We start from the raw sequence: 26,361 nt of genomic DNA, 5'->3' as shown, positions 1-26,361 counted from the left end.
AGGCCGCCGAGAGCGCCCGCCCACAGGGCGGGGATAGAGGAGGGATGAAATGATGTACTCATTTCGCGGATTCACCGAAAAGGCCAACACGGCCTTGAACATGGCCATCGAGACGGCCCAGAACCTGGGCCACACCTATATCGGCAGCGAACACATCCTGGCCGGGCTCATCAAAGAGGGCTCCGGGGTGGCGGGGCAGGTGCTCTCCGAGAGCGAGATTACCTACACCGACTTGGAGCAAAAAATCGTGGAGATGGTGGGGCGGGGCATCCACTCCAGCGTCACCCCAAATGACTTCACCCCCCGGGTGAAGCGGATCTTGGAGCTGTCCATCCTCCAGGCCCGCAAGATGGGCCACAACTACGTGGGCACCGAACACCTGCTGCTGGCCCTGCTGAGCGAGCGGGACTCGGTGGCGGTGCGGCTGCTGGAACAGTGCGGGGTGGACATCGACCGCCTGTACGGCGAGTGCGCCGAGTCGGTCTCGGCCGACGGCGGCGAGGCGGTGGAACCCGGCGCCCCCAAGGGGGGCAAGGGGAGCACCGCCACCCTGGACAAATACGGCAAGGACCTGACCAAGGCCGCCCGCGACGGGCTGCTGGACCCGGTCATCGGCCGGGATCGGGAGATCGAGCGGGTGACCCAGATCCTCTCCCGGCGCACCAAGAACAACCCCTGTCTCATCGGCGAGCCGGGGGTGGGCAAGACCGCCCTGGCCGAGGGGCTGGCCCAGAAGATCGCCGCCGGCGAGGTGCCCGAGATCCTCAAGGGCAAGCGGGTCATCACCCTGGATCTGACCGGGATGCTGGCGGGCACCAAGTACCGGGGCGACTTTGAGGAGCGGCTGAAAAACGCCATCGCCGAGCTCACCGCCTCCAAAAACGTCATCCTCTTCATCGACGAGCTGCACACCATCATGGGCGCCGGCGCGGCCGAGGGGGCGGTGGACGCCGCAAACATCCTAAAGCCCGCCCTCTCCCGGGGGGAGATTCAGGTCATCGGCGCCACCACCCTGGACGAGTACCGCAAGTACATTGAAAAGGACGCCGCCCTGGAGCGCCGGTTCCAGCCGGTGACGGTGGAAGAGCCCTCGAAGGAGGACTCGGTGGAGATCCTCAAGGGGTTGCGGGACAAGTACGAGGCCCACCACAAGGTCAAGATCACCGACGAGGCCATCGAGGCGGCGGTGGAGCTCTCCACCCGCTACATCAGCGACCGCTACCTGCCCGACAAGGCCATCGACCTGATCGACGAGGCCTGTTCCCGGGTGCGGCTGAAAAACTACACCGCCCCCCAGGACGTGCGGGAGCTGGAAGAGCAGTTGGGCCAGCTGGCCGCCGAGAAGGAGTCGGCGGTCAACGCCCAGGACTTCGAGCGGGCCGCCGCCCTGCGCGACCAGGAAAAGGCCCTCAAGGAGAAGTTGGACGCCCAGAAGAAAAAGTGGGAGGAGGGCAACACCCACAAGTCCGACGAGGTGGGCCCCGAGGAGATCGCCCAGGTGGTCTCCCTCTGGACCAAGGTGCCGGTGAGCCAGCTCACCAAGCAGGAGAGCGAGCGCCTGCTGGACATGGAAAACATCCTCAAGCGGCGGGTCATCGGCCAGGACGAGGCGGTCACCGCCATCGCCAAGGCCATCCGCCGGGGGCGGGCCGGGCTCAAAGACCCCCGCCGCCCCATCGGCTCCTTCATCTTTTTGGGGCCCACCGGCGTGGGCAAGACCGAGCTTACCAAGGCCCTGGCCGAGGCCCTCTTTGGCGACGACACCGCCATGATCCGGCTGGACATGTCCGAGTACATGGAGAAGCACACCGTCTCCAAGCTCATCGGCTCGCCTCCGGGGTATGTGGGCTACGACGAGGGCGGCCAGCTCACCGAGAAGGTGCGCCGCAACCCCTACAGCGTGGTCCTCTTTGACGAGATCGAAAAGGCCCACCCCGACGTCTTCAACATGTTGCTGCAGATCATGGACGAGGGCACCCTCACCGACAGCCAGGGCCGCAAGGTCAACTTCCGCAACTGCGTGATCATCATGACCTCCAACGTGGGGGCCCGGCTCATCACCGAAAAGCGCCAGAGCCTGGGCTTTTCCGGGGTGGCCGACAGCCTGGAACAGGACGTCAAGGCCCGGGTGATGGAGCAGCTCAAAGAGACCTTCCGCCCCGAGTTTTTGAACCGGGTGGACGACATCATCGTCTTCTCCAAGCTCACCCAGGAAAACATCGAGCAGATCGCCGGCAACATGCTGGGCGAGCTGGCCGGGCGGCTGAAAAACGTAGGGGTGCAGATGGACTGGACCGAGGCGGCGGTCAAACAGCTGGCCTCGGTGGGCTTTGACCCGGTCTACGGGGCCCGCCCCCTGCGCCGGGCCATCGTCTCCCACGTGGAGGATATGCTCTCGGAGGAGCTGTTGGCTGGAAAACTGCAAAAAAATGACGCCATTACCCTTGACTATGGCGACCAGTTCTTCTATACTAAACACGATTCGTAAAATATCGGACGATTGAGGGGGAGCCCAATGGAGCAGGAAAATCGCAGCTACACCGCCACCGAAGAGGTGACGCCTGAAAAGACCGCCAAAGCCGTGGGCAGCGGCGAGTTGGAGGTGTACGCCACCCCCGCCATGCTGGCCTTGATGGAGAAGGCGGCCACCGCCTGCCTGGCCCCCCTGTTAAAAGAGGGCGAGACCTCGGTGGGGGCCCAGATCGGCTCGACCCACCTCTCCCCCAGCCCGCTGGGGGCCACCGTCCGGGCCACGGCCACCCTGCTGTCCTTTGACGGGCGCACCGCCCGCTTCGCCGTCACCGCCGAGGACGACTTCGGCAAGATCGGCGAGGGGGAGCACACCCGCGCCGTGGTGGGGGCCCAGCGCTTCCTCCAGCGAATGCGGGAGAAAAAGCCCCTTTAAGGGACGTCTCAAAAATAGCCGCAGGGGCCTTGTCAGGGCCTTCACCGGCGCCAAGAACCAACCGAATTGGGTGCGGCGAGCCATCGCCGTGCCCCTTTTTGGGGGTATATAGTATAACTTTGGACTAATTTTTCCGGCGCCATCCGCCGCCGGTTTTGACAGAGGAGGATTTGTTTGAAACAGTACGATTTGACCAGGGGAAGTGTGAAGGGGCACTTCGCCCGCTACTTTGTGCCGACGCTGCTGAGCAACTTTTCCGTCTCGGCCTTTGCCTTTGTCGACATGTTCTATGTGGGCAAAGGGGTGGGGGCCGACGGGCTGGCGGTGCTGAGTTTGGCGCTGCCCTTTGTCATTGTGGGCGGGGTCATCTCCCTGCTGCTGGGCATCGGCGGCTGCACCATCCTGGGCATCGAGACCGGGCGGCGAAACGAGCGGGCGGGGACCGAGCTCTTCTCCCTCTGCGTGAGCTTGGGGGCGATCGCCGGGGTGCTCATCACCGCCGTGGTCCTGCTCTTTTTGGACCCCATCGCCCGCTTTTCCGGCGCCAGCGAGGAGCTGTTGCCCATGGTCAAGGACTACCTGCTCCCCCTCACCGCCACCCAGGTGCTCTACATCCTCAACCAGATCATCGGCTTTTTTGTGCGGGTGGACGGGGCCCCCAACCTGGTGATGGGGGCGACCATCGCCTCCAACAGCTTCAACATCATCTTCGACTACGTCTTCATCTTCCCCATGGGAATGGGGGTCTTCGGCGCCTCTCTGGCCACCGGACTGGCCCCGGCGGTGGGCATTGCTGTCAACCTGCTCCACTTCCGCAAGGGGCACCCCCACACCATCGCCTTCCGCCCCTCCAAAGCCATGTTCTCCTGGCTGGGGCGGGTGGCCAAAAACGGCTTTGGCTCCTGCGTGTCCGAACTGGCCTCGGCCTTCACCATCTTCTGCTTCAACAACGCCATGCTGCGGCTGGGGGGCGACCTGGCGGTCTCTGCCTACTCGGTGGTCTCCAACCTCTCCTTCGTGGTCTTCTCCATGTGCAACTCCATTGGCCTCTCGGCCCAGCCCCTGGTGGGGGTCAACTACGGCGCCGGCAAGGGGGAGCGGGTCAAGCGCTCCCTCGTCACCGCCTATGCGGTGGCGGTGGGCTTTGGGCTGTTCCTCTTCGCCCTCTTCCAGCTCTTCCCCAGCCAGGTGATCGGGGTCTTTGCCAAGGCGGGGGAGGACGCCCTCATCGCCGTCGGCACCCACGGGCTGCGGCTGTACAGCTTCGCCTTTCTGACCATGGCCTGCAACCTGACCACCATCGCCGTCTTTCAGGGGCTCGAGTGCTCCCGCAGCGCCAACCTCCTCTCCATCTGCAAGGGGGTTGTCTTCATGCTGCTGGGCCTCTGGACCCTCTCGAGCCTGCTGGGGGTCGACGGGGTCTGGCTGACCACTCCCTCTTCCGAACTGCTGACCTTCCTGCTGTGCATCGGCCTGCTCATCTACAACCTGCGCAGCCGGTTGGCGGCCCTCCCCGAGGAGTCGGCAGAGCCGATAGTACAGGGGCAGTGACCCGTTTTCCACTGACAAAAAGCGCCCTGGACGGGACCCCGTCCGGGGCGCTTTTTTGCGTGTTGCGGGAGGGGGGCACATCCCGTATAATAAAAGGACAAACAGAGAAAGAGAAGAGGGAGGAGTGCAAGAGATGACATTTCGCAAGACAGAGGCCGCCGACCTGGACGGGGTGATGGAGATCGTCCGCCAGGCGCAGGCCTCCTTAAAGGCGCGGGGGATCGACCAGTGGCAAAACGGCTACCCCGACCGCCCCGCCATCGAGGCGGACATCGCCCGGGGCTGGTCCTATGTGCTGGCCGACGGGGAGCGGGTGCTGGGCACCACCGCCATCTCCTTTGCGGGGGAGCCCACCTACGACACCATCTCCCAGGGGAGTTGGCGGGGCGAGGGCCCCTACGCGGTGATGCACCGGGTCGCGGTGCGGGAGGATTGCAAGGGCCAGGGGCTGGCCGGCCGGCTGGTGTCGGCGGCGGCCGACCTCTGCAGGGCGCAGGGGGTGGGGCAGATCCGCATCGACACCCACCGGCAAAACGCCTCGATGCAGCGGATGCTCGAAAAAAATGGCTTTGCCTACTGCGGGATCATCTACCTGCAAGACGGCGCCGAGGCGGGGGCCGAGCGCCTCTGCTTTGACAAGCTGCTGGAGGTGTGATACAACCAGCAGTAGAGAGATGGACGCCGGTTGAGGGAAAACCGGCAAAATCCAACTCACGGTTGTGAAAAACCGGGGAAAAGCGGGCAAAATGCAACCAGCGCTCTCCCTTCGCTCAACGGCAAGTCCCTTCCGACGGGGGGCCATTTCCGGCATACTGGTACCAGGCCCCAAAGGGAGCCGCCTACATCACCGAAAGGGAGAAATGAAAAATGGAAGAGAATCAGATCGGCAGACAGATCGCGGAAAACCGGCGGGCCAAGGGGCTCACCCAGGAACAGCTGGCGGAGGAGTTTGGGGTTTCGCCCCAGGCGGTCTCCAAGTGGGAGAACGGCGCCTCCTGTCCCGACATCCTCATCCTCCCCCAACTCGCCGACTTCTTCGGCATCACCGTGGACGAACTGCTACGGGGCCCCCGGGGGGAAGAGGTGCGGCTGCTGCCGCCGGAGGAGCGGAAGAACGCGGACGAGATGCTCATCAAGATCATCGTCGACAGCGACGAGGGGGATCGGGTGCGGATCAAGCTGCCCCTCTCGCTGGTGCGCATCGGCCTGCAAATCGGACTGCAGATCCCCCAGGTGGGGGAGAACCCCGCCCTCAAGGACCTGGACTTCGACAAGATCTTTGATTTGGTGGAGCAGGGGGTCATCGGCCGCCTGGTAGAGGTCGACACCGCCAAGGGCGAACACGTGGAGATCGTGGTGGAATGAATATTCGCATCCGGGAGGGGGGCGTTCGCCTTCGCCTCCCCATCCCCAACCGCTTGGCCTTCAGCGGGCTCTCGGCCAGGGTTTTCGCCCGCGCGGCAAAAGACCGGGGCATCGAGCTGACGGCCGCGCAGATCCTGACCCTCTTTCAGGCCATCCGCCGCTACCGCAAAGCCCATCCGGGCTTCACCTTGGTGGAGGTGCGCACCAAAGACGGCGGCGTGGTGGAAATCAAACTGTGAAAAAGCCCTTGTGGGGCCGATGGTCAAAGGACCGCCGGCCCCCTTTTTCTGCCGGGGCGGGAGGGGAAAAGCGCGCCCCTTTGCCCTACACTCCAAAAGCGATGAAAGGGGATAGGAGAGGGGGGCGGCTGGTGAGGGTCAATTTTGACAGGGCTTTTTCCGACCGCGCCCACCTGTAGGGGAGAAAAGGGAATCCCTTTTCGGCCCTGCCCTCTTTTGCCCTTCTACATTGCCATATATGGCTGGAAGAAGGGATAACCCCAGGTGACGGGGTTGACGGCGGATCAAAAAGGCCCCACCGCCCCTGCCAGCGGGGCCTTCGGCCGGGAAGGAGAAGTTCTGCGGGACAGGCAGGGGAAAGCCCCGCCAACGCCCCGACGGGTTGTGGGGGGATTTTTGGAGGCTGCAATACGCGGCTGTGCGACCCGCCATTCCCCATGCGGCCGCGCTTTTAAGCGTCGCCCCGCGAGGGGATGTTTTTTTGACGATATTGTCGCAAGTGCTTGCTGTGATTGTTCACTCCACGTCCGGCGGGATGTTCCCCCTCCCTAGAGTGCACCCACCTTGCGTTGTACCGGCAGGGGCAGGGGCAGGGGCAGATGCGGCCCGCCTGGATGCCCCCCTTTGCGGCGGCGCGCCGCTGGCCCAAACGAGGGGGGAGGAAGCCGGTTGCCCCCGACCGATTGGCCCCCACTTCGAGCAGAAGGGGGCTGTGCCCTTGAAGCCCGGCCCGAACCAATCAACGTCTATTTTGGGGCGGACAAGAGGGGGAGGCAAGGGGAACGCCTTGCGGGGATCGCCCTCGGCGATGGCCCTGTTGCTGGGGCCAAAAGGCGGCCTGCCGGGCGCACCCGCACAGGGGATGGAGCAAAGGGCGAAAATATTTGGGGTGAAAAGAGGGCGCAAAAAGGCGGGGCCGGAAGGAGGATCCCTTCCGGCCCCGCTTTCTTTGGTGGACGGTTTTTCGCGCTGAAAGCCCGCCGGGCGGGCCTAGATTTCAACCAGTTCGTATTCGGTGCTGCCCAGGCCGATCTTCTCGGCGTGCAGCAGGGTGCCCTTCCAGTCGGTGGTGGGGTGGGCGGCGCAGAAGTGGTCGCCGTCCTCCCTGCCGTCCAGGTGGCTGCCGGGGAGGGCGGGCTGGCGGTTGGCCATGTCGGTGCAGGCCATGTCCAGCGCCACCGGGTCGAAGGAGGCGAACATCCCCACGTCGGGGATGATGGCCGCGTCGTTTTCAGCGTGGCAATCGCAGAAGGGGGAGACGTCGATCACCAGGCTGATGTGGAAGTGGGGCCGCCCCTGAAGCACCGCCAGGGAGTACTCGGCGATCTTGCAGTCGAGGATCTCGTTGGCCTCGTCCGACGCGGGCTGCACCGCGTCCGCCGGGCAGACGCCGATGCAGCGCCCGCAGCCCACGCAGCGGCTGTGGTCGATGCGGGCCTTTTTCTCCACAAAGGAGATGGCGCCGTGGGCGCAGTTCTTGCGGCAGCTGCCGCAGCTGATGCAGCGCTCCTCCTCCACATAGGGTTTGCCGCTGGAGTGCATCTCCATCTTCCCGGCGCGGGAGCCGCAGCCCATGCCGATGTTCTTGAGCGCCCCGCCGATGCCGGTGGCCTCGTGGCACTTGAAGTGGGTCAGGGAGATGACCACGTCGGCGTCCATCACCGCCTGACCGATCTTGGCCTCGCGCACATACTCCCCGTCGATGGGCACCAGGGCCTCGTCGGTCCCTTTGAGACCGTCGGCGATGATCACGTGGCAGCCGGTGGAAAAGGGGCTGTACCCGTTTTCATAGGCGGCGTCCAGGTGGTCCAGGGCGTTTTTGCGCCGCCCCACATAGAGGGTGTTGCAGTCGGTCAAGAAGGGGCGTCCCCCCAGCTTTTTGACCAGGTCGGCCACCACCTTGGCGTAGTTGGGCCGCAAAAACGCCAGATTTCCCGGTTCGCCGAAGTGGATCTTGATGGCGGCGTACTTGTTGTGAAAGTCGATGCGCTCCATCCCCGCCTCCCGGCAGAGGCGCTCCAGCTTCTGCAGCAGGTTTTCCTCCAGGGTGGTGCGCATGTTGGTGAAATACACTTTTGAAGGGGCCATGCTCTCTCTCCTCTCGTCTCTCTCCACTTGTTCCTCAGACCGCCGGTGCGGCCGCCTTTTTGGCGGCAGGCTTCTTGGCGGGCTTTTTCTCTACGTCGGTCTTTTTGCAGATGTCTGCCAGGGGGCAGCCCTCGCACTTGGGGCTGCGGGCGTTGCAGACGTCCCGCCCGAAGTTGACCAGCCGGTGGCAGAAGTTGTTGGACTCCTCCGGGGGGATGATCTTGCGCAGGGCCATCTCCACCTTCACCGGCTCTTTGCGCTCCGTCAGGCCGATGCGGTAGGACAGGCGGATGCAGTGGGTGTCGGTGACGATGGCCGGTTTGCCGAACACGTCCCCCACGATCAAGTTGGCGGTCTTGCGCCCCACCCCGGGCAGCTTGAGCAGCTCCTCCAAGCTGTCGGGCACCTGGGAGTCGTACTGGTCGATGAGCATCCCGCAGAGGCTGACGATGTCCCGCGCCTTGGTCTTGCCCAGCCCACAGGGGCGGACGATGGCCTCCACGTCCTTGGGGTCGGCGTCGGCCAGGGACTCCAGGGTGGGGAAGCGCTCGAATAAAATGGGCGTGATCTGGTTTACCCGCGCGTCGGTGCACTGGGCCGCCAGCCGCACCGCGATGAGCAGCCGGTAGGGCTGGTCGTATTCCAGGGTGCAGTCGGACATGGGGTAGATCTCCTTCAGCCGCCGCACCGCCTCTAAGGCGCGCTCTTTTTTGGTCATGAAACACCCTCCTCACAGGGCGGAAAAAGCCGCCGGAAAACGGCCTCTATCCCGCAAATTAGACAAAAATAGTGTACCATACCGCCCGGTGTTGCGCAAGACGGCGGGGGCGGATTTGCAGATTTTATCTGTCGTAAAATGGGGTGCGCCCCAACCGGCGGTTGGAGAGGGTCGCGAGCGCAGCTCCCCAAAGCTGTGCCGACCCCCCGTTTCGAGGCTGGCCGGGTTTGGCATTATAAGGGCGTTCGATTTCCCCGCTACGAGTTGGGCGTTTGCACAGGCGGCGGTAAAAAAATGCGGCCCGCGGCAGGGGGCGGCGTGCCCCCCCTTTTGCGGCTCTGCCGCCGGGGAAGTGGGACAGACCTGACAGGCAGGAGCGCTGTTGCATCGGGAAATTTTGAAATGGAAGAACCGTTCGGAGCACAGTTGAAAGGATACTTTATCCACCCACAGTTGGCAGAGAAAAGCCCTGCCGCCCGGTAAGCAGCCGGGTCCCTCGCCGATTTTTGCCCTGCTGGAAACCCGCCGCGCCCCTTTGCCAGCGGGGCCGTTTCATGGTAAAATAAAAAAATCGGCCGCCCGCTGCTCTGTGCTGGGCGGCCCGGAAAAACGAAGGAGAGGAGGTCTGTCCGTGAACCGTGTCCCATCCGCCCTCCGCCCCAAAAACCGCTGGCTGGTCTGGCTCATCGTCGCCCTCTTTGCGGTGGAGGTGGTGCTGATCCTCACCGGCCACTACCAGTGCCCCTTCTATGCGATCACCGGGGTGCCCTGCCCCGGCTGTGGCCTCACCCGCGCCGGGATCTGCCTGTTGCAGCTGGACTTTGCCGGTGCCTTCGCCCTCAACCCGGCCATCTATCTGGTGGCCCTGACGGCGGGGTTTGCCCTGCTCTCCCTTCTCCTCAAAAAGACCTGGCACACCCAGGTCTGGCCCTACGGGGCGATGATGGTGGGGGTGCTGCTGATCTACGTGGTGCGCATGGCCCTCTATTTTCCCCACACCTACCCCCTGGTCTGGAACGAGAGCGCCCCCCTCTTTCAAATGCTCGTCGGCCGCTAGGGCCCCCGCGGCACCTGTTGTCCCGCCCTTTCGCTTCCCCGGTGAAAGGGGGTGGAAAGCGCAGCCGGACGGCAGAAGGGGGCCCCATCAGGCGGCTGTGGCCGCGCCGGTCTGTGCGCCGTGGCGATGGCACGGGCGTAGGGGACATCCTCTGCCTGTCTGTGCGGTTTTGCCGGCCCCGCCCCTTCCCTTTGCGGCCGTGCGCCCTCACTCTGCGGGGGGACGGCGGATGGGGCGGGGGCGGTTCTGGCCGCATCCGCCCCACTTTGGGCAAACGGCGCCCGGTGAGAGGCCCGGCGGTCTGTGCGCCGCCTTGTGCTTTTGGGGAAATCGGGGTATACTGGTTGATAATGCGGCCGCGGCCCCGGTTTGCGGCTTGGAAAATAGGAGGGAAGAACTATGTTTGCAGATATGATGGACACCATCGGCTTTGTGGGAAAGACCGATCCCGAGCTGGCCAAGGCCATGGGGCTGGAGCTGGCCCGCCAGCGCCGCAATTTGGAGCTGATCGCCTCCGAGAACATCGTCTCGCCGGCGGTGATGGCCGCCATGGGGAGCATCCTCACCAACAAGTACGCCGAGGGCTACCCCGGCAAGCGCTACTACGGCGGCTGCGAGTACATCGACATGGTGGAGACCCTGGCCATCGACCGGGCCAAGGCGCTCTTTGACTGCCAGTGGGCCAACGTACAGCCCCACTCGGGCGCCCAGGCCAACATGGCCGTCTACTTCGCCCTCCTCGCCCCCGGCGACAAGGTGCTGGGGATGTCCCTGGCCGACGGCGGGCACCTGACCCACGGCAGCCCGGTGAACATGTCGGGAAAATACTTTCAGTTTGCCTCCTACGGGGTCACCCGCGAGGACGAGCAGATCGACTACGACGCCCTGCGCGCCCAGGCGCTGGAGTGGCGGCCCAAACTGATCGTGGCCGGGGCCAGCGCCTACCCCCGCACCATCGACTTTGAGACCCTTGCGGGGATCGCCAAGGAGTGCGGCGCCCTGCTGATGGTGGACATGGCCCACATCGCCGGGCTGGTGGCCGCCGGGGAGCACCCCTCCCCCCTGCCCTGGGCCGACGTGGTCACCACCACCACCCACAAGACCCTGCGGGGTCCCCGGGGCGGCCTCATCCTCTCCAACGACCCCGAGTTGGGCAAAAAAATCGACAAGGCCATCTTCCCCGGCACCCAGGGCGGCCCGCTGGAACACATCATCGCTGCCAAGGCCGTCTGCTTTGGCGAGGCGCTGCAGCCCGCCTTCAAGGACTACCAGCGCCAGGTGGTGAAAAACGCCGCCGCCCTGGCCGCCGGCCTCACCGAGCGGGGATTCCGCCTGGTCTCCGGCGGCACTGACAACCACCTGGTGCTGGTGGACCTGCAGAACTTCGACCTCACCGGCAAGGAGTTTGAGCGCCGGCTGGACGAGGTCTACATCACCGTCAACAAAAACGCCATCCCCTTTGACCCCAAGAGCACCTTTGTCACCAGCGGCATCCGCGCCGGCAGCCCGGCGGTCACCACCCGCGGCCTCAAGGAAGCGGACATGACCGAGATCGCCGAGCTCATCTACCTGGCCGCCGCCGACTTTGCGGGCCAGGCCGACGCCATCCGCCAGCGGGTGGGGGCCCTGTGCGAAAAATATCCCCTCTACCTCTAAAAAACAGGGGAGACTGTGTTACAATAGCAGATGGGCCGGCGGGGAGAAGCCCGCCGGCCCATCTGTTTTGACTTCACTTTGCAAAAAACAGGAGGAGACCGCCATGCCCTTGGCCGACCGCATTCGCCCCCAGACCCTCGACGAGGTGGTGGGCCAGCAACACCTGCTGGCCCCCGGCTCGGTCTTTCGCAACATCGCCGACTCGGGGCAGATCCCCAACATGATCTTTTACGGCCCTTCGGGGGTGGGGAAGACCACCGTGGCCCGCATCGTGGCCAAGCAGGCGGGGAAGGAACTCCACCGCCTCAACGGCACCACCGCCTCCACCGCCGACATCAAGCAGATCATCGCCGAGCTGGACACCTTCTCCGGCGCGGGGGGGATTCTCCTCTACCTGGACGAGATCCAGTACCTGAACAAAAAGCAACAGCAGACCCTGCTGGAATTTTTGGAGGACGGCTCCATCACCCTCATCGCCTCCACAACCGAAAACCCCTATTTTTACGTCTACAACGCCATTCTCAGCCGCTCCACCATCTTCGAGTTCCGGCCGGTGGAGCCACAGGAGGTCAAGCGGGCGGTGCTGCGCGCCTTTGAGAAGATGGCGGGGGAGATGGGCTACCCCATCCACTGCCCCGACGAGGTGGCCGACTACATCGCCCAGAGCTGCGGGGGGGATGTGCGCAAGTCCCTCAACGCGGTGGAGCTGTGCTGCAACGGCACCGGCTTTGACGAGGGCGGGGAGGAAAAGACCATCACCCTGGAGCGGGCGATGCAGGTGGCCCAGCGCTCGGCCATGCGCTACGACCGGGACGGCGACGCCCACTACGACGTGATGAGCGCTCTGCAAAAGTCGATCCGCGGGTCCGACCCGGACGCGGCCGTCCACTACCTGGCCCGGCTGCTGGCGGCGGGGGACCTGCCCTCGGCCTGCCGGCGGCTGCTGGTGATCGCCAGCGAGGACGTGGGTCTGGCCTACCCCCAGTGTGTGGCCATCGTCAAGGCCTGCGTCGACAGCGCCCTGCAACTGGGGCTGCCCGAGGGGCGCATCCCCCTGGCCCAGGCCGCCATCCTCATGGCCACCGCCCCCAAATCCAACTCGGCCAACCTGGCCATCGCCGCCGCCATGGCCGACGTGGAGGCGGGCCGCTACTCCGACGTGCCCGCCTCCATCAAAGACGCCCACTACGGCGGGGCGGCCAAGATGGGCCGCGGGCTCAGCTACCGCCTGCCCCACGACTACCCCGACCACTATGTGGCCCAGCAGTACCTGCCCGACAGCCTGCGCGGCCGGGTCTACTACCAGTACGGCCCCAACAAGACCGAGCAGGCCGCCAAGGCCTACTGGGACGGGATCAAGGCCCGCCACAAGGAGGGGGAGAAGTAGCCCCTTTCCAGCAAAAAAGCCGCCCCCGCCGCAACGCGCGGCGGGGGCGGCTTTTGGCTGCCGAAAAACGGGGTCATTCCTGGGGATCTTCGCCCTTTTGGCGGGCCTCTTCCTCGGCCTTGAGGCGGGCTTTCTCCTCGGCGTCCCGGCGGCGGGCCTCCTCCTTCTCGGCCTTGAGGGCGGCCACCGCGGCGTTGGCCTCTTCCGAACCGGCGATCATCACCTTGCCGTCGATGTAGACGATCTCACCCTCCTCGACCTGGCTGTACCCCTCGTAGTCAAAGTCGTCGGGTTCCTCCCGCTCCTCCTCGGGGAGGATGTCCAGGTCGTCGTAGGTGATGGCGGCCTGCCGGCGGCGGGCCTCCCGCTCCTGCTGGGCCCGCTCGGCCTTCTCCTCCTTGCGCTCCCGGTGGGTCTGGATGGAGTACCAGACCATGGCCACAAAGAAGAGCAGCAGCAGCACGCTGAAGGCCAGGAAGATCCACTGCCAACTGCCCCACTGGGCCAGCGGGGTGCGCACCAAAAAGAGGACGCAGGAGATCAAAATGAAGAGGATGGCTATTGCAACAAAAATTCCCATGGGGGAGATCGCTCCTTTTTCGTTTCAAGTCGGCGCCCCTTGCTCGCCGGGATCGATATTTTTTATCATACCATGAAACCGGCCGCAAAACAAGGAAGGCCGTCGATTTTGCGGGGAGGCCGCCCCCTGCCGAAAGGGGGAAAAATCGCTTGGTCAGGCATTGACAATTCCAAAAAATGCCTGTATCATAGGGGTGTCGGTACAGCCTTTTGGCTGTGGAGGCGGCGGGCAAAAGCCCTGCCGCCGGACGGGGAATGCGGTGCAAATCCGCAGCAGCTCACTCTACTGTGAGAGGGGACGAACCCCGCAACCACTGGCGCGCGTTCTGGGCGCGCGCTGGGAAGGGCGGGGGGAGGAGTGGCGGCCAACAGGCCGCCCGCAGCCTCAAGTCAGGATATCCGCCGGCGCATTGGAACCTATCTTTCGGTGAGGAAAAGACGGTACAATAGTGCGCGGGGGCATGTCCTGGCCCCCCAATCATGTTTGTACGCTCTTTGGGGCCCGCCGAGTTTCGGCGGGCCCTTTCCTTTTTCCCCCGAAGGGAACAAAAAAGGAGAGAGACAATGACAAAACGACTGACAAGCTTGGTCCTGGCGCTCTGCCTGGCGCTGGGCGCCCTGCTGACCCCGGCCTATGCCGCGGCCGGCGCCCCTCGGGGCGGCGCCGGGATTAGCACCACCCTGCGGGTCGAGGGGTACGGCTTTACGGCGGTTGAGCCGACGGCCGTCACCCTGCCCGACACCTACAAATCCCTGCCCGAATACGGCCTCACGGCCTGGGCGGACAAGGACCCCGGTTTTTACACCCCCCTGCACCTGCTGGCGCAGTACTGCGTGGACAACGGCCTGAACCCGGCGGACGTTATCGACGCCACTCCCGGCTTTTTGCAGGACTTTTTGGACACCAACGCCGACGCCCCGACCGATGTCTATTTCATGTACATGGTCAACGACGCCTATCCCGCAAAGGACGGCACCGGCTACCTCATCGACGGCTGCCCCCTGGCAAATGGCGACGAGGTCACCCTATACGACCTCTGGTACAGTGCATACGCCGGCAGCCTCTACACCTATTTTGCCGGTGATAGCCTGACGGCCAACACCGGCGAACCCGTCTCGGTCACCCTCATGGGCACCGCGGGGATGAATGCCGCCGCGGCGTCGCCGGTCAAGGGGGCCACCATCCTCGCCTCTAAAGACGGCGGGGCAGAGGCCGAGGTGGGCACCACCGACGAAAACGGCGTCGCCTCCCTCACCTTTGACGAGGCGGGCCTGTACACCCTCTCCGCTGTCCGCAAGAGCAGTTGGTACGACAGCAAGGGGAATCCGGCTATCGACATCAGCCGCCCCTATGCCGAGCTGACGGTCACCGAGGTGACCTACACCGACGCCGAGGCGGTGGCCAAGGCCAAAGGCGAGCTGGATCTGGGCGACCTCTCGGCGGTGAAGGGCGATTTGACCCTGCCCACCGCCGGCAGCGCCGGGACCAGCATCGCCTGGCAGAGCGACAATCAAGCGGTTCTCGGCGACAACGGCAAGCTCACCCGCCCCACCGACGGGGTGGATGTGACCCTCACCCTTACCGCCACCATCTCCCGCGGCAACGCGAGCGACACCAAGGTCTTTTCGGTCACCGTCAAGGCCGTCACCGCCGACGAGGTGCGCGCCGAGATCCAGGCCGCGGTGGACGGGGTGAGCCTCTCCGCGACCACCGGCCTCTATGTGCGGGAGACCGATTGGGACAGCGATTACAACGACGTGCCGGTGGACAATATTGAGACCACCTGGCAGTTGCGGATGGACCGCACCGACATTTTGGTCGAGGTGGTCTCCAGCGGCAACGCCAACATCTCCGCTGCGGCGGGCGATGAAAATGGGAAGGTCACCTTCACCGACGAAAAGGTGCAGGGAGAGGTCACCTTCCGCTTCTCCAAGGCGAGTGTCCCCGGCGTCTTTTGCGAAAAGACCGTTCTGGTCACCGTGCCGGCGCACACAAAGACCACCCAGGAGCAGATCGACGGCGCCGCCGCCCTCTTTGGCGGGGCGGACGGATTTGCCCTCATCGGCCTGGACAATGCCGACGCCGACCACGTGGTGGGCCCGCTGAAACTGCAAAAGACCCTCTCCTCCTATGGGGTGAGCGGGTATAGCGACGTCGCGCTGAAGTGGGCGAGTGACAACACCGCTGTTATCGATCCGCCCTCCTACGGCTCCAGCTCGGTGAAGGTCAACCGGCCCGCCTACGGCGAGCTCGACGCCACCGTCAAGCTGACCCTCACCATCGACAAGGACAGTTACACCTCCGGCTCGGTCACCAAGCGGACGGTGGAGATTCCCCTCACGGTCCCCGCCGTCACCCAGCAGGAGCACGACGCCGCCCAGACGGCCGTCGATGCGGCGCTGGCGGGGGTCACCCTCGACGGCTTTACCGAGATGAGCAGCCTGGGGCTGACCGAAATCGACCCCCAGGCGCTGGAATTCGACATTCAGCTCAAGGATGTCAGCGACCTGATCAAGGCGGGGGTGATCGCCGACACCCCCGAGAACAGGGCCATGAGTTACCAGTGGTCCACCGACAGCGCGGCGGCGGATGGGACCAACTACCTCACCGCCAGCTATCTGCGCTGCAATGTCTACCGCAGCGTCGGCGCGCCCGACACCCAGACCAACCTCAAATTGACCCTCACCTACCAGGGGGTCAGCGCCACCAAGACCTTCCCGGTCACCATCAAGGGGATCACCCAGGCCGAGGTGGACGTCGCCAACGCCGAGATGAAGGCCTATGAGGACGCCCTCTTTGACGGCATCAAGGGCGCAAACGAGAGCCCTGACTTCATCACCCACAACCTGGGGTGGGACCGGGCAAACGGCCACGTCTCCTTCTACCGGATGCACAGGGAGGGCGACGCCTTTGTCTACACCCTGAAAAACAGCTCCTGCCCCGGCAACGTGGGGGTGGAGCTGGGCAGCTGGAGCGCCTCTCCCTACGGCTACATCGGCACCACCACCGGTGGTTACGGCGGCTCCAACCTCTTTGAGCTGCTCAAGCGGCCCGACTTTGGCGAGCCCGACGCGCAGGTCACCCTCTCCACCCCTCTGAAGAGCCTGCGCTATGAGAAGGTGAAGAACGCCGACGGCACAGCGGCCGTCCCCGGCATCACCGCCCAGGTCGCGCTGACCATCCCCGCCTTTACCAACGAGGTTGCCGCCCTCTCGGTCGAGGGGCTCGACATCGCGTTGCAGCCGGGGGAGAGCAGCTACACCATCCCGGTGGACGAGGCCAAGGACGAGGTGACCCTCACCCTGAATGTCAAGGACCCCGCCGCCGTCGTCACCGTAAACGGCAAAGAGGTGGGGGCGCAGGCGGTCTCCCTGGCCGCCGAGACCAAGGGAAACCCGGTGCGCGTCACCATCCCCCTGACGGGGGAGGAGACCCCGGTCGTCCTCGCCGTCACCGTGCAGGGGCAGACCAACACCCTCGATCTGGTCCTCAAACGCACCCCGGTGCCCGGCCCGGTTCAGCCCGCTCTCCCCTCCGCCTGGCCGATGCACCAGGGGGATGTCGGCAACAACGCCGTCCTCCCCTCCCTCAAGCCCGCGGGCAGCAGCTCGCTGCTCTGGCAGCAGACCTGCACCGCGGTCGACCCCCTCTGGGGCGGCGGCTATGCCGGTTCCCCCATCCTGGTGGACGGCAAGTTGGCCCTGGTGCGGGACAACCAGGTGCAGCTGCTAAACGCCTCCACCGGCGAGGTGGAGAAGGCGGCGGCCCTGGCGGCCCCGAACGGCTACTACGCCTATCTCGCCTACGGCGAGGGCAAACTCTTTGTCCCCCTGGGGGACGGGCGGGTACAGGTCTTTAGCGCCTCTACCCTCGAATCCCTCTTTTTGACCGAGGGCGTCAGCGGGATGCAGACGCTCTCCACCATCACCTACCGCGACGGCGTCTTCTACACCGGCTTTACCAACGGCTCTTCCGGCAGCCGGTTGAAGGGGTACTTTGCCGCCTTCTCGGCGGCGGATACCGACGGCCGCCGCAGCGATGAGGAGGTGGCCCCCCTCTGGACCTACGGCGTGGACAGCCCCGGCTACTACGGGGCGGGAGCCGCCATGGTGGGCGACTTCATCGTCTTTGCCGGGGACGACGGCGTGCTGGTCTCGGCCGACGCCAAGACCGGTGCCGTCAAGGGGACCCTCGACCTGGGCGGCGGGGTGCGCAGCGCCATTGTCCAGTCGGGCGGGGCCCTCTACTGTGCCACCAAAGACGGCCAGCTCTGCCGCGTCACCCTGAGCGAGGGCGGCGTCCCCACCCTCTCGGCCAAGGCCGCCCTCCCCGCCGGCACCAATGCCAGCCCGGTGGTGGCGGAGGGCAAGGTGTTTGTGGCCGGCGGGACCTTCGCCGACGGCTACCTGGCGGTGTTTGACAGCGCCACCCTGGCCCCCGTCACCCAACTGGCCCTGGCGGCCGCAGGCAACACCCCCACCCTCACCGTTGACGGGGAAGAGGTGAGTGCCTGGTTCACCCAAAACGCCAACCCGGGCGCCCTCTACCGGGCGACCCTCAAAGATGGGCAGCTGACCCTCGCCACCGTCTACACCCCCCAGGAGGGGAGCCAGAACTACTGCCTCTCCAATGTGGTCATCGACGGGGCCAGCGGCGTCGCCTACTACGGCAACGACTCGGGCGCCCTCTTTGCCGTCAAGGCCTTGGTTGCCGCCGGCACAGAGGAGCCTGACCCCATCCCCAAGCCCGATCCCACGCCTACCCCCGACCCTGCCCCCGATCCCGCGCCTACCCCCGACGGGGGAGAGCCGGACGGCGGCAGTCCCACCACCGGCGAGAAGGGGGTTGGGATGGTCCTCCTCCTGGCAGCCCTGGCTGCCGGCCTGGGAGGGCTCACCCTTCTTCCCCGCCGCAACCGCAGAACAGACAGCTCCCCCTCCTCCCGGTGACGGGAAAGGGATGACGGCCCCAATGTAAAAGTAAGGGGCGCCGTGTCGTTTGCGGCTGTCTGCGCCCCCTAATAGAGAACAGGGCCCGCATCATGTGCGGGCCCTGTTTTTTTAAAAGGGGAGGGCGAGAATGGGGGCTTTGGGCCGCCGGGCAATCTGCACAACCTGTGTGTCGAATTTTCTCCTTTTTTGTCGTTTGGGATGTGTTATAATGGGCAAAACGGGCCGTCGACGGCCCGCAAGGAGGAGTTTGTATGAAAAGGTGTTTGGCAGTCGTCATGGCGCTGTGTCTGGCCCTGCAGCTGACGGGGTGCGGCAAGGGGAAGCCCCAGAAGGGCGGGGAGAGCGCGTCGAAGGTGGCGATGAAGACGGTGTCCCTGCAGGGCATCACCTACCAGGTCCCTGAGGAGTGGGCGCAGCAGGCGGGGGAGACAGGCTACTGGCACTACCCCTCTTCCGACAAGACGGCGGGGCTGCTCAACGTCAACTATATGGAGGCGGACCTCTCGGTCGCCGCCAGCGAAAATGCCCTCAAATTGGGGTACGAGCTGGCCTTTCAGGGGGTCCAGGGCAGCGCGGACAATTTTCGACTGGACAAAAAGGAGTATGTAGATTTGGCGGGCAAATTGGCCATGAAAGTCACCTACACCCAGACCATTGGCGGGCGGGGACCCTACACCACCGTGGTCTACCTGTTGGCCGATGTGGACAGCGACATCATGTACTTTCTGATTTTCATCATGAACGACGAGCTGGCCAAGACCATGAAGCCAGCCATCGAACCCATTGTCAACAGCGTGCAGTTTCACAGGTGAGAAACCGGGCGGTCAGGTGGGCCTGCAGATGATTGTTTGGAGGCGTTGATATGAAGAGAGCGGTTGGGACCATCCTCGCGCTGGCCCTGTGTCTGCAGCTGACGGGCTGCAAAACGATCCTCAAGAGGGAAGAGGGCGAAAAAGAGAGCACTGTCCCCCAGCTGGAGAGCGTACAGCTGGAGAGGCTTTCCTATAAAGTGCCCGCCGAATGGCGGAGGGTAAAGGACGACACGAGGTGCTACCACTACCCCACCCAGGAGAATAAGGCGGGCTATTTCTTCCTCTTTTACTCCGACCGAGATGTCTCCTCTGCCGCCGACACCGAGGCACTCTATGGGGTGTATGACGCGGTCTTGGAGGGAATGGAAAAGGGAGCGGTCGACTTTCACCTGAACAAAAAAGAGCGGGTCAAGCTGGCGGGGGTGGAGGCGCTGAAGGTCAATTACACCGAGCGGGTTGACCCCTACGGGGTCTACACCATAGAGGCGTATATCTTCGCCGGCCCGGACAAAGAGGCCATGTATTTTGCCATCTTCACCATGGGCGACGCCCTCAAAGAGGAGATGAGCGCCCAGATCACCCCCATCACCGACAGCTTTCATTTCAGCAGCCGAGGAATCGGCTGGGGGCAGGTATCCGGTGGCGGGGAAAGCGGCGGATCGTCAAAGCCCTCTTCCAGCGCCGCGGCGGGCGACGGTACGGCCGGCGGCTCTCAGGGAACTGCCGGCAATCAGGGCGGGGGCAGCCATGCCGGCGCGAGCAGTTCTGGCCAAAGCGGCTCGACCCAGAGCGGTGCGGGGCAGAGCAGCTCAAAACCCGGCAGCAACAGCGCTCAGAGCAGCGCTTCTCAGAGCGGTGGAAACAGCGCCTCCTCCGGCGCGACGGCAGGGCAGAAAAACGCCCTTAGCACAGCCAAGTCATACCTGAGCATCTCTGACTTTTCACACAAGGGTCTGGTGGAACAGCTGGAATACGAGGGGTTCTCCCATGAAGAGGCTGTCTATGGAGCCGACCACTGTGGAGCAAACTGGAATGCACAGGCGCTGAAGGGGGCCAAGTCCTATCTGGAAGTCGCTGCCTTCTCCCAAAAAGGGCTGGCACAACAGCTGCAGTATGACGGGTACACCGGCGAACAGGCCGCCTACGGAGCGGCTAACTGCGGGGCCAACTGGAACGAGCAGGCCGCCAAGTCGGCCAAGTCTTATCTGGAGATCTCCCCCCATTCCCGTCAGGGGCTGATCGATCAGTTGAAATACGAGGGATTCACAGAGGAGCAGGCGGTCTATGGGGTAAGTGCCGTCGGGCTGTAAATAGAAAAAGCGGGTCCGTCGTGAGACGGGCCCGCTTTTTTGACCGAAGGTGCGCCGGACAGCCGAGAGAAAAAGGTTGTGACTGTCACTGGGAGGCTTGTAACTGCTGTCCACATACGGTGTTGCCGTGGTGGAAATCGCAAAAATAAATGATGAGATGTACAGATAGAATTTTTAACGCCGACTTTGGCATTGGAAGGAACCCGATGTAGCGGTTTTCCCAAAGGTCGGTTCAAACCATCCCTTCAGAAAACACAAAAAAGGTGAATCGATTCAATCGATTCACCTTGGTCCGAGTGACAGGAGTCGAACCTGCGGCCTCTTGAACCCCATTCAAGCGCGCTACCAAACTGCGCTACACCCGGAACTGCCCTACTAATATAGCATATTCAATTTTGAATTGCAAGGGGGTTTTTTCAAAAAAACCGTCTCTTTTTGCTTGCCCCCTCAAAAAGGGGATGGCCATGCCATTTTCCGCTCAAAAATGTATTTTACAAGAGCAGAGGGCTGAATTTGTTGACAAAGTGTTACAAAGCACGTATAGTGTAGGGGTATCTCATTCATGCAGGCACATGTGCATGGCAGCGTATGCCCACAGAAACCGGGGCAATCCGGTAAAAACCTTTTGCGGGGTGGAGTCAAAAGCTGTCGCGCGCAAGCCGGGAGGCGGCCTGCAAAAAACCGCAAAGGGGATGTGATAAAGAGATGAAAAACAATATAATTGAAATCAAAAACCTTGTCGTCGATTACGACGACGAACGCGTCATCGACGGGATGGACCTGGACATCGGCGACAAGGAGTTTGTGACATTGCTAGGGCCATCCGGCTGCGGCAAGACCACCACCCTCCGCGTCATCGGCGGGTTCGTGGAGCCGACAGCAGGAGAGGTCCTTTTTGATGGCAAAGACATCAAGGCCCTGCCGCCCCACAAGCGGCAGGTGAACACCGTCTTTCAGCGCTATGCCCTCTTTGCCCATCTCAATGTCTTTGAGAATGTGGCCTTCGGGCTGCGCATCCAAAAGCTGCCGGAGCAGGAGATCGCCAACCGGGTGCAGGAGATGCTGGCCCTGGTCAACCTCTCGGGCTACGAAAAGCGCAGCATCGACCAGTTGTCCGGCGGGCAGCAGCAACGGGTGGCGATTGCCCGCGCCCTGGTGCTGCGCCCCCGCGTCCTCTTATTGGACGAACCCCTGGGCGCCCTGGACCTGAAATTGCGCAAGGGGATGCAGGTGGAACTCAAGCGGATCCAGAAGAGCTTGGAAATCACCTTTGTCTACGTGACCCACGACCAGGAAGAGGCCCTCACCATGAGCGACACGGTGGTGGTGATGAACGACGGGGTCATTCAGCAAATCGGCTCCCCCGAGGATATTTACAACGAGCCCATCAACGCCTTTGTAGCCAACTTCATCGGCGAGTCCAACATCCTGCCCGGCATCATGCGGCGGGACTTCCTGGTGGAGTTTGGCGGCGCGGAATTTGTCTGCGTGGACAAGGGCTTTGAGAAGGACGAGCAGGTGGACGTGGTGGTCCGCCCGGAGGACGTGAAGATCGTCCCCCAGATTTCCGGCCAGATCACCGGGGTGGTGGAATCCATCATCTTTAAGGGGGTACACTTCGAGATCGGCATCGACTCCATGGGCTACCACTGGAAGGTCCACTCCACCCAGAGCGAGCAGGTGGGCGCCGTGGTGGGGATGACCCTCACCCCCGACGACATCCACATCATGCGGAAGATGGAGGGGGAGAGATGAAGTCAAAGCTGCCCTCCCTCCCGTACCTGATTTGGATGGCGGTCTTCATCGTCGTCCCGGTGGGGCTGGTGCTCTACTTTGCCTTCACCACCCAGGACGGGGCCTTCACCATTGAAAACATCTCCCAGGTGGGCGAGTACACCGGGGTGCTGCTGCGCTCCATCTGGCTGGCGGCGGTGGCCACGGTCATCTGCCTGCTGATCGCATACCCCCTGGCCTTCTTCCTCTCCCGCACCCGGGCCTCGGTCCAGCGGACCTTCATCATGCTGGTGATGCTCCCCATGTGGATGAACTTCCTGCTGCGCACCTACGCCTGGATGACCCTGCTGGAAAACGGCGGCCTCATCAACAAGTTCCTGGGCTTTTTCGGCCTGGGCCCGGTGCAGATGATCAACACCTCCGGCGCGGTGGTGCTGGGGATGGTCTACAACTACCTGCCCTTTATGATCCTGCCGCTACACTCCATCATGGTCAAAATCGAAAACACCACCCTGGAGGCGGCCCAGGACCTGGGCGCCAACTGGTTTCAGAGCTTTCGCCGGGTGGTCTTCCCCCTGAGCCTGCCCGGGGTGATGACCGGCGTCACCATGGTGTTCGTGCCGGCCATCTCCACCTTCATCATCTCCCGGATGCTGGGGGGCGGCGGCAACAGCCTCATCGGCGACATCATCGAGCTGCAGTTCATCGGCGCCAGCTACAACCCCCACATGGGCTCCGCCATCTCGCTGGTGCTGATGGTGATCGTGCTGCTGTGCATGAGCCTCTTTAACCAGTTCGACAGTTCTGGAAAGGAGGGCATCTACTCGTGAACAACAAAAAGAAAATGTCCTTTGGCGCCAAGTTCTACATGGTGCTGGTCTACGCCTTTCTCTACCTGCCCATCTTGGTGCTCATCGTCTACTCCTTCAACGAGTCCAAGAGCCGGGCGGTCTTCTCCGGCTTCACCTTTGACTGGTACGCCAAGCTCTTTCACAACGAGGCCATCATGTCTGCCCTCCTAAACTCCCTGGTGGTGGCGCTCATCGCCTCGGTGGCGGCCACCGCCATCGGCACCCTGGCGGCCGTGGGCATCAACGCCATGGGCCGCAAGATGCGCAGTCTGGTGATGAACTTCACCTATCTGCCGGTCATCAACCCGGAGATCGTCATCGGCGTCTCGCTGATGCTGCTGTTTGTCTTTCTGCGCTTTCAGTTTGGGCTCACCACCCTCATCATCGCCCACATCACCTTTGATGTGCCCTATGTGATCCTCAACGTCATGCCCAAGCTGCGCCAGATGGACGCCCACCAGGTGGAGGCGGCCCGCGACCTGGGCTGCAACCCGGTGCAGGCCTTCTTCAAGGTGGTCATCCCCGAGATCATGCCGGGGATCATGTCCGGCTTTTTGATGGCCCTGACCTACTCCTTCGACGACTTCATCATCAGCCACTTTGTGGCTGGACCCACCGCCCAGACCCTGCCCCTGGCCATCTACTCCATGACCCGCAAAAAGGTCAGCCCCGAAATCAACGCCCTCTCGGCGGTGATGTTCGCGGTCATCCTCTCCCTGCTGGTGATCTACAACCTGATTTCCGCCCGGCGGGAGCGCAGCAAAGGGAGGGCGGGAAGATGAAGAAGAATTGTCTTTTCAAGCGGGTGTTCTCCCTGCTGCTCTGCCTGGCGCTCCTCCTCTGCGCCGCCTGCCCGGCCCTGGCCGAGGAGGACGGCTACGAGTTCGACACCACCGGGGTGGACTACCAGAAGTTCCGGGGGCAAAATGTCTCCATCAACGTCTACAACTGGGGCCTCTATATCGCCGAGGGCGAGGACGACTCCATGAACGTCTGCAAGGAGTTTGAAAAGCTCACCGGCATCAAGGTCAACTACACCAACTTCGCCACCAACGAGGAGATGTACGCCAAACTCAAGAGCGGCGCCTCCAAGTACGACGTGATTTTCCCCTCCGACTACATGGTGGGCAAGCTCATCGAGGAGGGGATGTTGGCCGAGCTGAATTTCAAGAACATCCCCAACTACGACCGCTATGTGGACGACAACTTTAAAAACCTGGAATACGACCCCGAGGGGAAGTACTCGGTGGCCTACACCTGGGGGACGGTGGGCATCCTCTACAACACCACCATGGTGGAAAAAGAGGTGGACAGCTGGGACATCCTCTGGGACATGGACTACGCCGGCCAGATCTTGATGTTCAACAACTCCCGCGACGCCTTCGGCATCGCCCTGAAGAAGCTGGGCTACTCGATGAACACCACCGACAAGGATCAGCTCAAAGAGGCGGCCGACCTGCTCAAAGAGCAAAAGCCCATGGTGCAGGCCTATGTCATGGACGAGATCTTTGACAAGCTGGGCGCGGGGGAGGCGGCCATCGCCCCCTACTACGCGGGGGACTACGCCCTCATCAAGGCCGACAACCCGGACATCGCCTTCGCCTTCCCCAAAGAGGGGGTCAACCGCTTTGTGGACGCGGCCTGCGTGCCCAAAGACTGCAACAACCAAGAGGCGGCGGAGCTCTTCATCAACTTCCTCAACGACCCCGCCGTGGCCTACGAGAACTTCGAGACCATCGGCTACTCCTCCCCCAACACCGGGGCGGTGGAGCTGATGGACGAGGAGGAGAAGGCCGACCCGGTCCTCTACCCCGGGGACGAGGTGTTGGGCAGCGCCGAGACCTTCCTCAACCTGGACGACGAGACCAACGAGTACATGCAGCAGCTCTGGATCGAGGTACTCAGCGACGACCAGAACGTCAACCGCTGGATCATCCCCGTCTTTGTGGCGGGGGCCATCGCCGTCTCCCTCTTCATCAACGTGCGGCGGAGCGTCAAAAATCGCCGCAAGCGGTATGAAAAATAGCGTTTTTTACAGGGGAGGACAGCCAACGGCTGCCCTCCCTTTTTTGCCTTCTACGGGGGGCGGGGAGGAGGTGCTGTCGGGGCGGCAAAAAAGCTTACAAAGCCCTTTCAAAGTGCTGAAAATTCCTCCCAACCCCCTGGGGACAGGTTCCCTTTTGCGGCGATTGTGGTATACTGAAAAGGTAAGTTGGAGGGATAGCTGTGAGTGAGCAGGTGCTGAAAGTCATCACCTTTAACCTCAAGCGGGACAGCCGATTTGCCCGCAAAAAAATATGGGAAAACCGCCGGGAGCTGGCGGCCGGGGTCATTCGCGACTCGGGGGCCAGCGTGGTGGGGGTGCAGGAGTTGATGCCGGTGATGCGCCAGGACATCGCCTCCCTGCTGGAGGGGTACAGCCTCTTTGGCTGGGGCCGCAAGCGCAATTTGGGGGACGAGCACTCGGACATCATCGTCAAAAACGAGGACGTGGACGTCCTCTTTCACGACACCTTCTGGCTCTCCAAGAGCCCGGCCAAGATCGGCAGCCGCTACGCCTTCGCCATCTTCCCCCGCATCTGCACGGTGGTGGAGATCTATTTGAAGAAGGTGCGCCAGCGCATCCGGGTCTTCAACACCCACTTTGACCACCTGCTGCCGGTGGCCCGCAACCTGGAGGTCAAGGTCATCTTCGACCGCATCGCCGAGTACCAGCGGATCGACCCCCTGCCCACCATCCTGATGGGGGACCTGAACGCCGGGCCCCGCTCGGGGTCGGTGCGGCGGATCCAGGAGCGGTCGCTGAAAAACGGCCCCCGCTTTCAGGACGTCTTCACCGCCCTGCAAAACGGGGGACAGGGGGTCAACACCTTTCACTATTTCAAGGGAAAGGACAACACCACCCGGCGGCTGGACTACATCTTCGTCACCGAGGAGTTCGAGGTGCTGGACGTGCAGCTGGACAAGCGCAGCGAGGACGGGTTCTATCCGTCGGACCACTACCCGGTCATCTGCACCCTGCGGCTGCGCACCCAGGACGCCAATTCCCAGGCCGCTGACTGACGGAAAACCGCGAACTGCCCGGGGGGGGGGGGCCCATCGCGCCGCCCGCCCCCCCTGTGTGGGGGCGACCTTTTCCGGGGCGGGCGGCTGTGG

Annotated in this window: 20 protein-coding genes, 1 tRNA gene and 1 riboswitch; of the genes, 17 read left to right on the top strand and 4 right to left on the bottom strand. The window is 63.3% G+C overall.

Annotated elements, in window-relative coordinates:
* Positions 1-52: 52 nt before the first annotated feature.
* The 6 genes from ACTNAU_RS10490 to ACTNAU_RS10465 all read left to right on the top strand — a co-directional run bounded on the left by ACTNAU_RS10490 (position 53) and on the right by ACTNAU_RS10465 (position 6,060).
* The gene (locus ACTNAU_RS10490; protein WP_185916412.1) at positions 53-2,488 is read left to right on the top strand and encodes an ATP-dependent Clp protease ATP-binding subunit; all 2,436 of its coding nucleotides are present in this window, start codon (positions 53-55) and stop codon (positions 2,486-2,488) included.
* Positions 2,489-2,515: 27 nt separating this feature from the next.
* The gene (locus ACTNAU_RS10485; protein ID WP_216402250.1) at positions 2,516-2,905 is read left to right on the top strand and encodes a thioesterase family protein; all 390 of its coding nucleotides are present in this window, start codon (positions 2,516-2,518) and stop codon (positions 2,903-2,905) included.
* Positions 2,906-3,079: 174 nt separating this feature from the next.
* Entirely contained in the window at positions 3,080-4,456 is a 1,377-nt protein-coding gene (locus ACTNAU_RS10480) for an MATE family efflux transporter (RefSeq protein WP_441098385.1), read from the top strand.
* 133 nt (positions 4,457-4,589) lie between these two features.
* The gene (locus ACTNAU_RS10475) at positions 4,590-5,111 is read left to right on the top strand and encodes a GNAT family N-acetyltransferase (RefSeq protein WP_021658821.1); all 522 of its coding nucleotides are present in this window, start codon (positions 4,590-4,592) and stop codon (positions 5,109-5,111) included.
* Between the two features lie 212 nt (positions 5,112-5,323).
* On the top strand, positions 5,324-5,821 hold the full coding sequence (locus tag ACTNAU_RS10470) for a helix-turn-helix domain-containing protein (RefSeq protein ID WP_059005495.1): 498 nt from the start codon (positions 5,324-5,326) through the stop codon (positions 5,819-5,821).
* A complete protein-coding gene (locus ACTNAU_RS10465; RefSeq protein ID WP_021658843.1) occupies positions 5,818-6,060 on the top strand; it encodes a hypothetical protein in 243 nt (80 codons plus the stop codon). Before ACTNAU_RS10470 ends, ACTNAU_RS10465 begins: the two co-directional genes overlap by 4 nt.
* A 990-nt stretch (positions 6,061-7,050) precedes the next feature.
* On the opposite strand, the gene ACTNAU_RS10460 is transcribed toward ACTNAU_RS10465, so the two are convergent.
* Positions 7,051-8,148: a DUF362 domain-containing protein gene (locus ACTNAU_RS10460; protein ID WP_044992182.1), complete on the bottom strand. Its 1,098-nt coding sequence runs from the start codon at positions 8,146-8,148 to the stop codon at positions 7,051-7,053.
* Between the two features lie 34 nt (positions 8,149-8,182).
* Positions 8,183-8,866 (bottom strand): endonuclease III, encoded by a 684-nt coding sequence (gene nth, locus ACTNAU_RS10455; protein ID WP_021658848.1) that lies wholly within the window; start codon positions 8,864-8,866, stop codon positions 8,183-8,185.
* 631 nt (positions 8,867-9,497) lie between these two features.
* On the opposite strand from nth, the gene ACTNAU_RS10450 reads away from it, so the two are divergent.
* The 3 genes from ACTNAU_RS10450 (at position 9,498) to ACTNAU_RS10440 (ending at position 12,966) form a co-directional block, all read left to right on the top strand.
* The gene (locus ACTNAU_RS10450) at positions 9,498-9,923 is read left to right on the top strand and encodes a DUF2752 domain-containing protein (protein ID WP_021658851.1); all 426 of its coding nucleotides are present in this window, start codon (positions 9,498-9,500) and stop codon (positions 9,921-9,923) included.
* Between the two features lie 399 nt (positions 9,924-10,322).
* Complete coding sequence (gene glyA, locus ACTNAU_RS10445; protein WP_161213524.1) at positions 10,323-11,579, top strand: serine hydroxymethyltransferase; 1,257 nt, start codon at positions 10,323-10,325, stop codon at positions 11,577-11,579.
* 103 nt (positions 11,580-11,682) lie between these two features.
* A complete protein-coding gene (locus tag ACTNAU_RS10440) occupies positions 11,683-12,966 on the top strand; it encodes a replication-associated recombination protein A (protein ID WP_021658854.1) in 1,284 nt (427 codons plus the stop codon).
* Between the two features lie 73 nt (positions 12,967-13,039).
* Here the strand turns inward: ACTNAU_RS10440 and ACTNAU_RS10435 are convergent, their stop codons facing one another.
* Entirely contained in the window at positions 13,040-13,546 is a 507-nt protein-coding gene (locus ACTNAU_RS10435; protein ID WP_021658855.1) for an MFS transporter, read from the bottom strand.
* 180 nt (positions 13,547-13,726) lie between these two features.
* A riboswitch (cobalamin riboswitch) is annotated at positions 13,727-13,966 on the top strand.
* Between the two features lie 143 nt (positions 13,967-14,109).
* Here ACTNAU_RS10435 and ACTNAU_RS10430 point away from each other — a divergent pair.
* From ACTNAU_RS10430 to ACTNAU_RS10420, 3 genes are all read left to right on the top strand, one after another.
* On the top strand, positions 14,110-18,495 hold the full coding sequence (locus tag ACTNAU_RS10430) for an immunoglobulin-like domain-containing protein (protein WP_216402247.1): 4,386 nt from the start codon (positions 14,110-14,112) through the stop codon (positions 18,493-18,495).
* Positions 18,496-18,749: 254 nt separating this feature from the next.
* On the top strand, positions 18,750-19,310 hold the full coding sequence (locus tag ACTNAU_RS10425) for a hypothetical protein (RefSeq protein ID WP_216402246.1): 561 nt from the start codon (positions 18,750-18,752) through the stop codon (positions 19,308-19,310).
* A gap of 50 nt (positions 19,311-19,360) precedes the next feature.
* Complete coding sequence (locus tag ACTNAU_RS10420; protein WP_441098384.1) at positions 19,361-20,620, top strand: Ltp family lipoprotein; 1,260 nt, start codon at positions 19,361-19,363, stop codon at positions 20,618-20,620.
* A gap of 288 nt (positions 20,621-20,908) precedes the next feature.
* On the opposite strand, the gene ACTNAU_RS10415 is transcribed toward ACTNAU_RS10420, so the two are convergent.
* Positions 20,909-20,985, bottom strand: a tRNA-Pro gene (locus ACTNAU_RS10415).
* 340 nt (positions 20,986-21,325) lie between these two features.
* On the opposite strand from ACTNAU_RS10415, the gene potA reads away from it, so the two are divergent.
* From potA to ACTNAU_RS10390, 5 genes are all read left to right on the top strand, one after another.
* Complete coding sequence (potA, locus tag ACTNAU_RS10410; protein WP_256136650.1) at positions 21,326-22,375, top strand: spermidine/putrescine ABC transporter ATP-binding protein; 1,050 nt, start codon at positions 21,326-21,328, stop codon at positions 22,373-22,375.
* Positions 22,372-23,184 (top strand): ABC transporter permease, encoded by an 813-nt coding sequence (locus ACTNAU_RS10405; RefSeq protein WP_185916050.1) that lies wholly within the window; start codon positions 22,372-22,374, stop codon positions 23,182-23,184. Before potA ends, ACTNAU_RS10405 begins: the two co-directional genes overlap by 4 nt.
* 14 nt (positions 23,185-23,198) lie before the next feature.
* Positions 23,199-23,987, top strand: coding sequence for an ABC transporter permease (locus tag ACTNAU_RS10400; protein WP_185916216.1), 789 nt, complete (start codon positions 23,199-23,201; stop codon positions 23,985-23,987).
* Positions 23,984-25,231 (top strand): ABC transporter substrate-binding protein, encoded by a 1,248-nt coding sequence (locus ACTNAU_RS10395; protein ID WP_185916051.1) that lies wholly within the window; start codon positions 23,984-23,986, stop codon positions 25,229-25,231. Before ACTNAU_RS10400 ends, ACTNAU_RS10395 begins: the two co-directional genes overlap by 4 nt.
* Positions 25,232-25,431: 200 nt before the next feature.
* Positions 25,432-26,268 carry an endonuclease/exonuclease/phosphatase family protein gene (locus ACTNAU_RS10390; protein ID WP_185916052.1) on the top strand — a complete coding sequence of 279 codons (837 nt, stop codon included), beginning with the start codon at positions 25,432-25,434 and terminating at the stop codon, positions 26,266-26,268.
* Positions 26,269-26,361: the final 93 nt, after the last annotated feature.

Source organism: Bittarella sp. HCP28S3_D9, assembly GCF_052065655.1.
Classification (GTDB): Bacteria; Bacillota; Clostridia; order Oscillospirales; family Ruminococcaceae; genus Bittarella; species Bittarella massiliensis.
The sequence above is the reverse complement of the archived record's forward strand: the minus strand, read 5'-3'. Positions and strand labels throughout refer to the sequence as shown.

Bases quoted from the DNA above. Each gene is read 5' to 3' on its own strand.
- ACTNAU_RS10425 (WP_216402246.1), top strand. From the start codon at position 18,750: ATGAAAAGGTGTTTGGCAGTCGTCATGGCGCTGTGTCTGGCCCTGCAG.
- ACTNAU_RS10470 (WP_059005495.1), top strand. From the start codon at position 5,324: ATGGAAGAGAATCAGATCGGCAGACAGATCGCGGAAAACCGGCGGGCC.
- ACTNAU_RS10395 (WP_185916051.1), top strand. From the start codon at position 23,984: ATGAAGAAGAATTGTCTTTTCAAGCGGGTGTTCTCCCTGCTGCTCTGC.
- glyA (WP_161213524.1), top strand. From the start codon at position 10,323: ATGTTTGCAGATATGATGGACACCATCGGCTTTGTGGGAAAGACCGAT.
- ACTNAU_RS10430 (WP_216402247.1), top strand. From the start codon at position 14,110: ATGACAAAACGACTGACAAGCTTGGTCCTGGCGCTCTGCCTGGCGCTG.
- ACTNAU_RS10405 (WP_185916050.1), top strand. From the start codon at position 22,372: ATGAAGTCAAAGCTGCCCTCCCTCCCGTACCTGATTTGGATGGCGGTC.
- ACTNAU_RS10485 (WP_216402250.1), top strand. From the start codon at position 2,516: ATGGAGCAGGAAAATCGCAGCTACACCGCCACCGAAGAGGTGACGCCT.
- ACTNAU_RS10490 (WP_185916412.1), top strand. From the start codon at position 53: ATGTACTCATTTCGCGGATTCACCGAAAAGGCCAACACGGCCTTGAAC.
- ACTNAU_RS10475 (WP_021658821.1), top strand. From the start codon at position 4,590: ATGACATTTCGCAAGACAGAGGCCGCCGACCTGGACGGGGTGATGGAG.
- nth (WP_021658848.1), bottom strand. From the start codon at position 8,866: ATGACCAAAAAAGAGCGCGCCTTAGAGGCGGTGCGGCGGCTGAAGGAG.
- ACTNAU_RS10435 (WP_021658855.1), bottom strand. From the start codon at position 13,546: ATGGGAATTTTTGTTGCAATAGCCATCCTCTTCATTTTGATCTCCTGC.
- ACTNAU_RS10465 (WP_021658843.1), top strand. From the start codon at position 5,818: ATGAATATTCGCATCCGGGAGGGGGGCGTTCGCCTTCGCCTCCCCATC.
- ACTNAU_RS10460 (WP_044992182.1), bottom strand. From the start codon at position 8,148: ATGGCCCCTTCAAAAGTGTATTTCACCAACATGCGCACCACCCTGGAG.
- ACTNAU_RS10400 (WP_185916216.1), top strand. From the start codon at position 23,199: ATGTCCTTTGGCGCCAAGTTCTACATGGTGCTGGTCTACGCCTTTCTC.
- ACTNAU_RS10440 (WP_021658854.1), top strand. From the start codon at position 11,683: ATGCCCTTGGCCGACCGCATTCGCCCCCAGACCCTCGACGAGGTGGTG.
- ACTNAU_RS10420 (WP_441098384.1), top strand. From the start codon at position 19,361: ATGAAGAGAGCGGTTGGGACCATCCTCGCGCTGGCCCTGTGTCTGCAG.
- potA (WP_256136650.1), top strand. From the start codon at position 21,326: ATGAAAAACAATATAATTGAAATCAAAAACCTTGTCGTCGATTACGAC.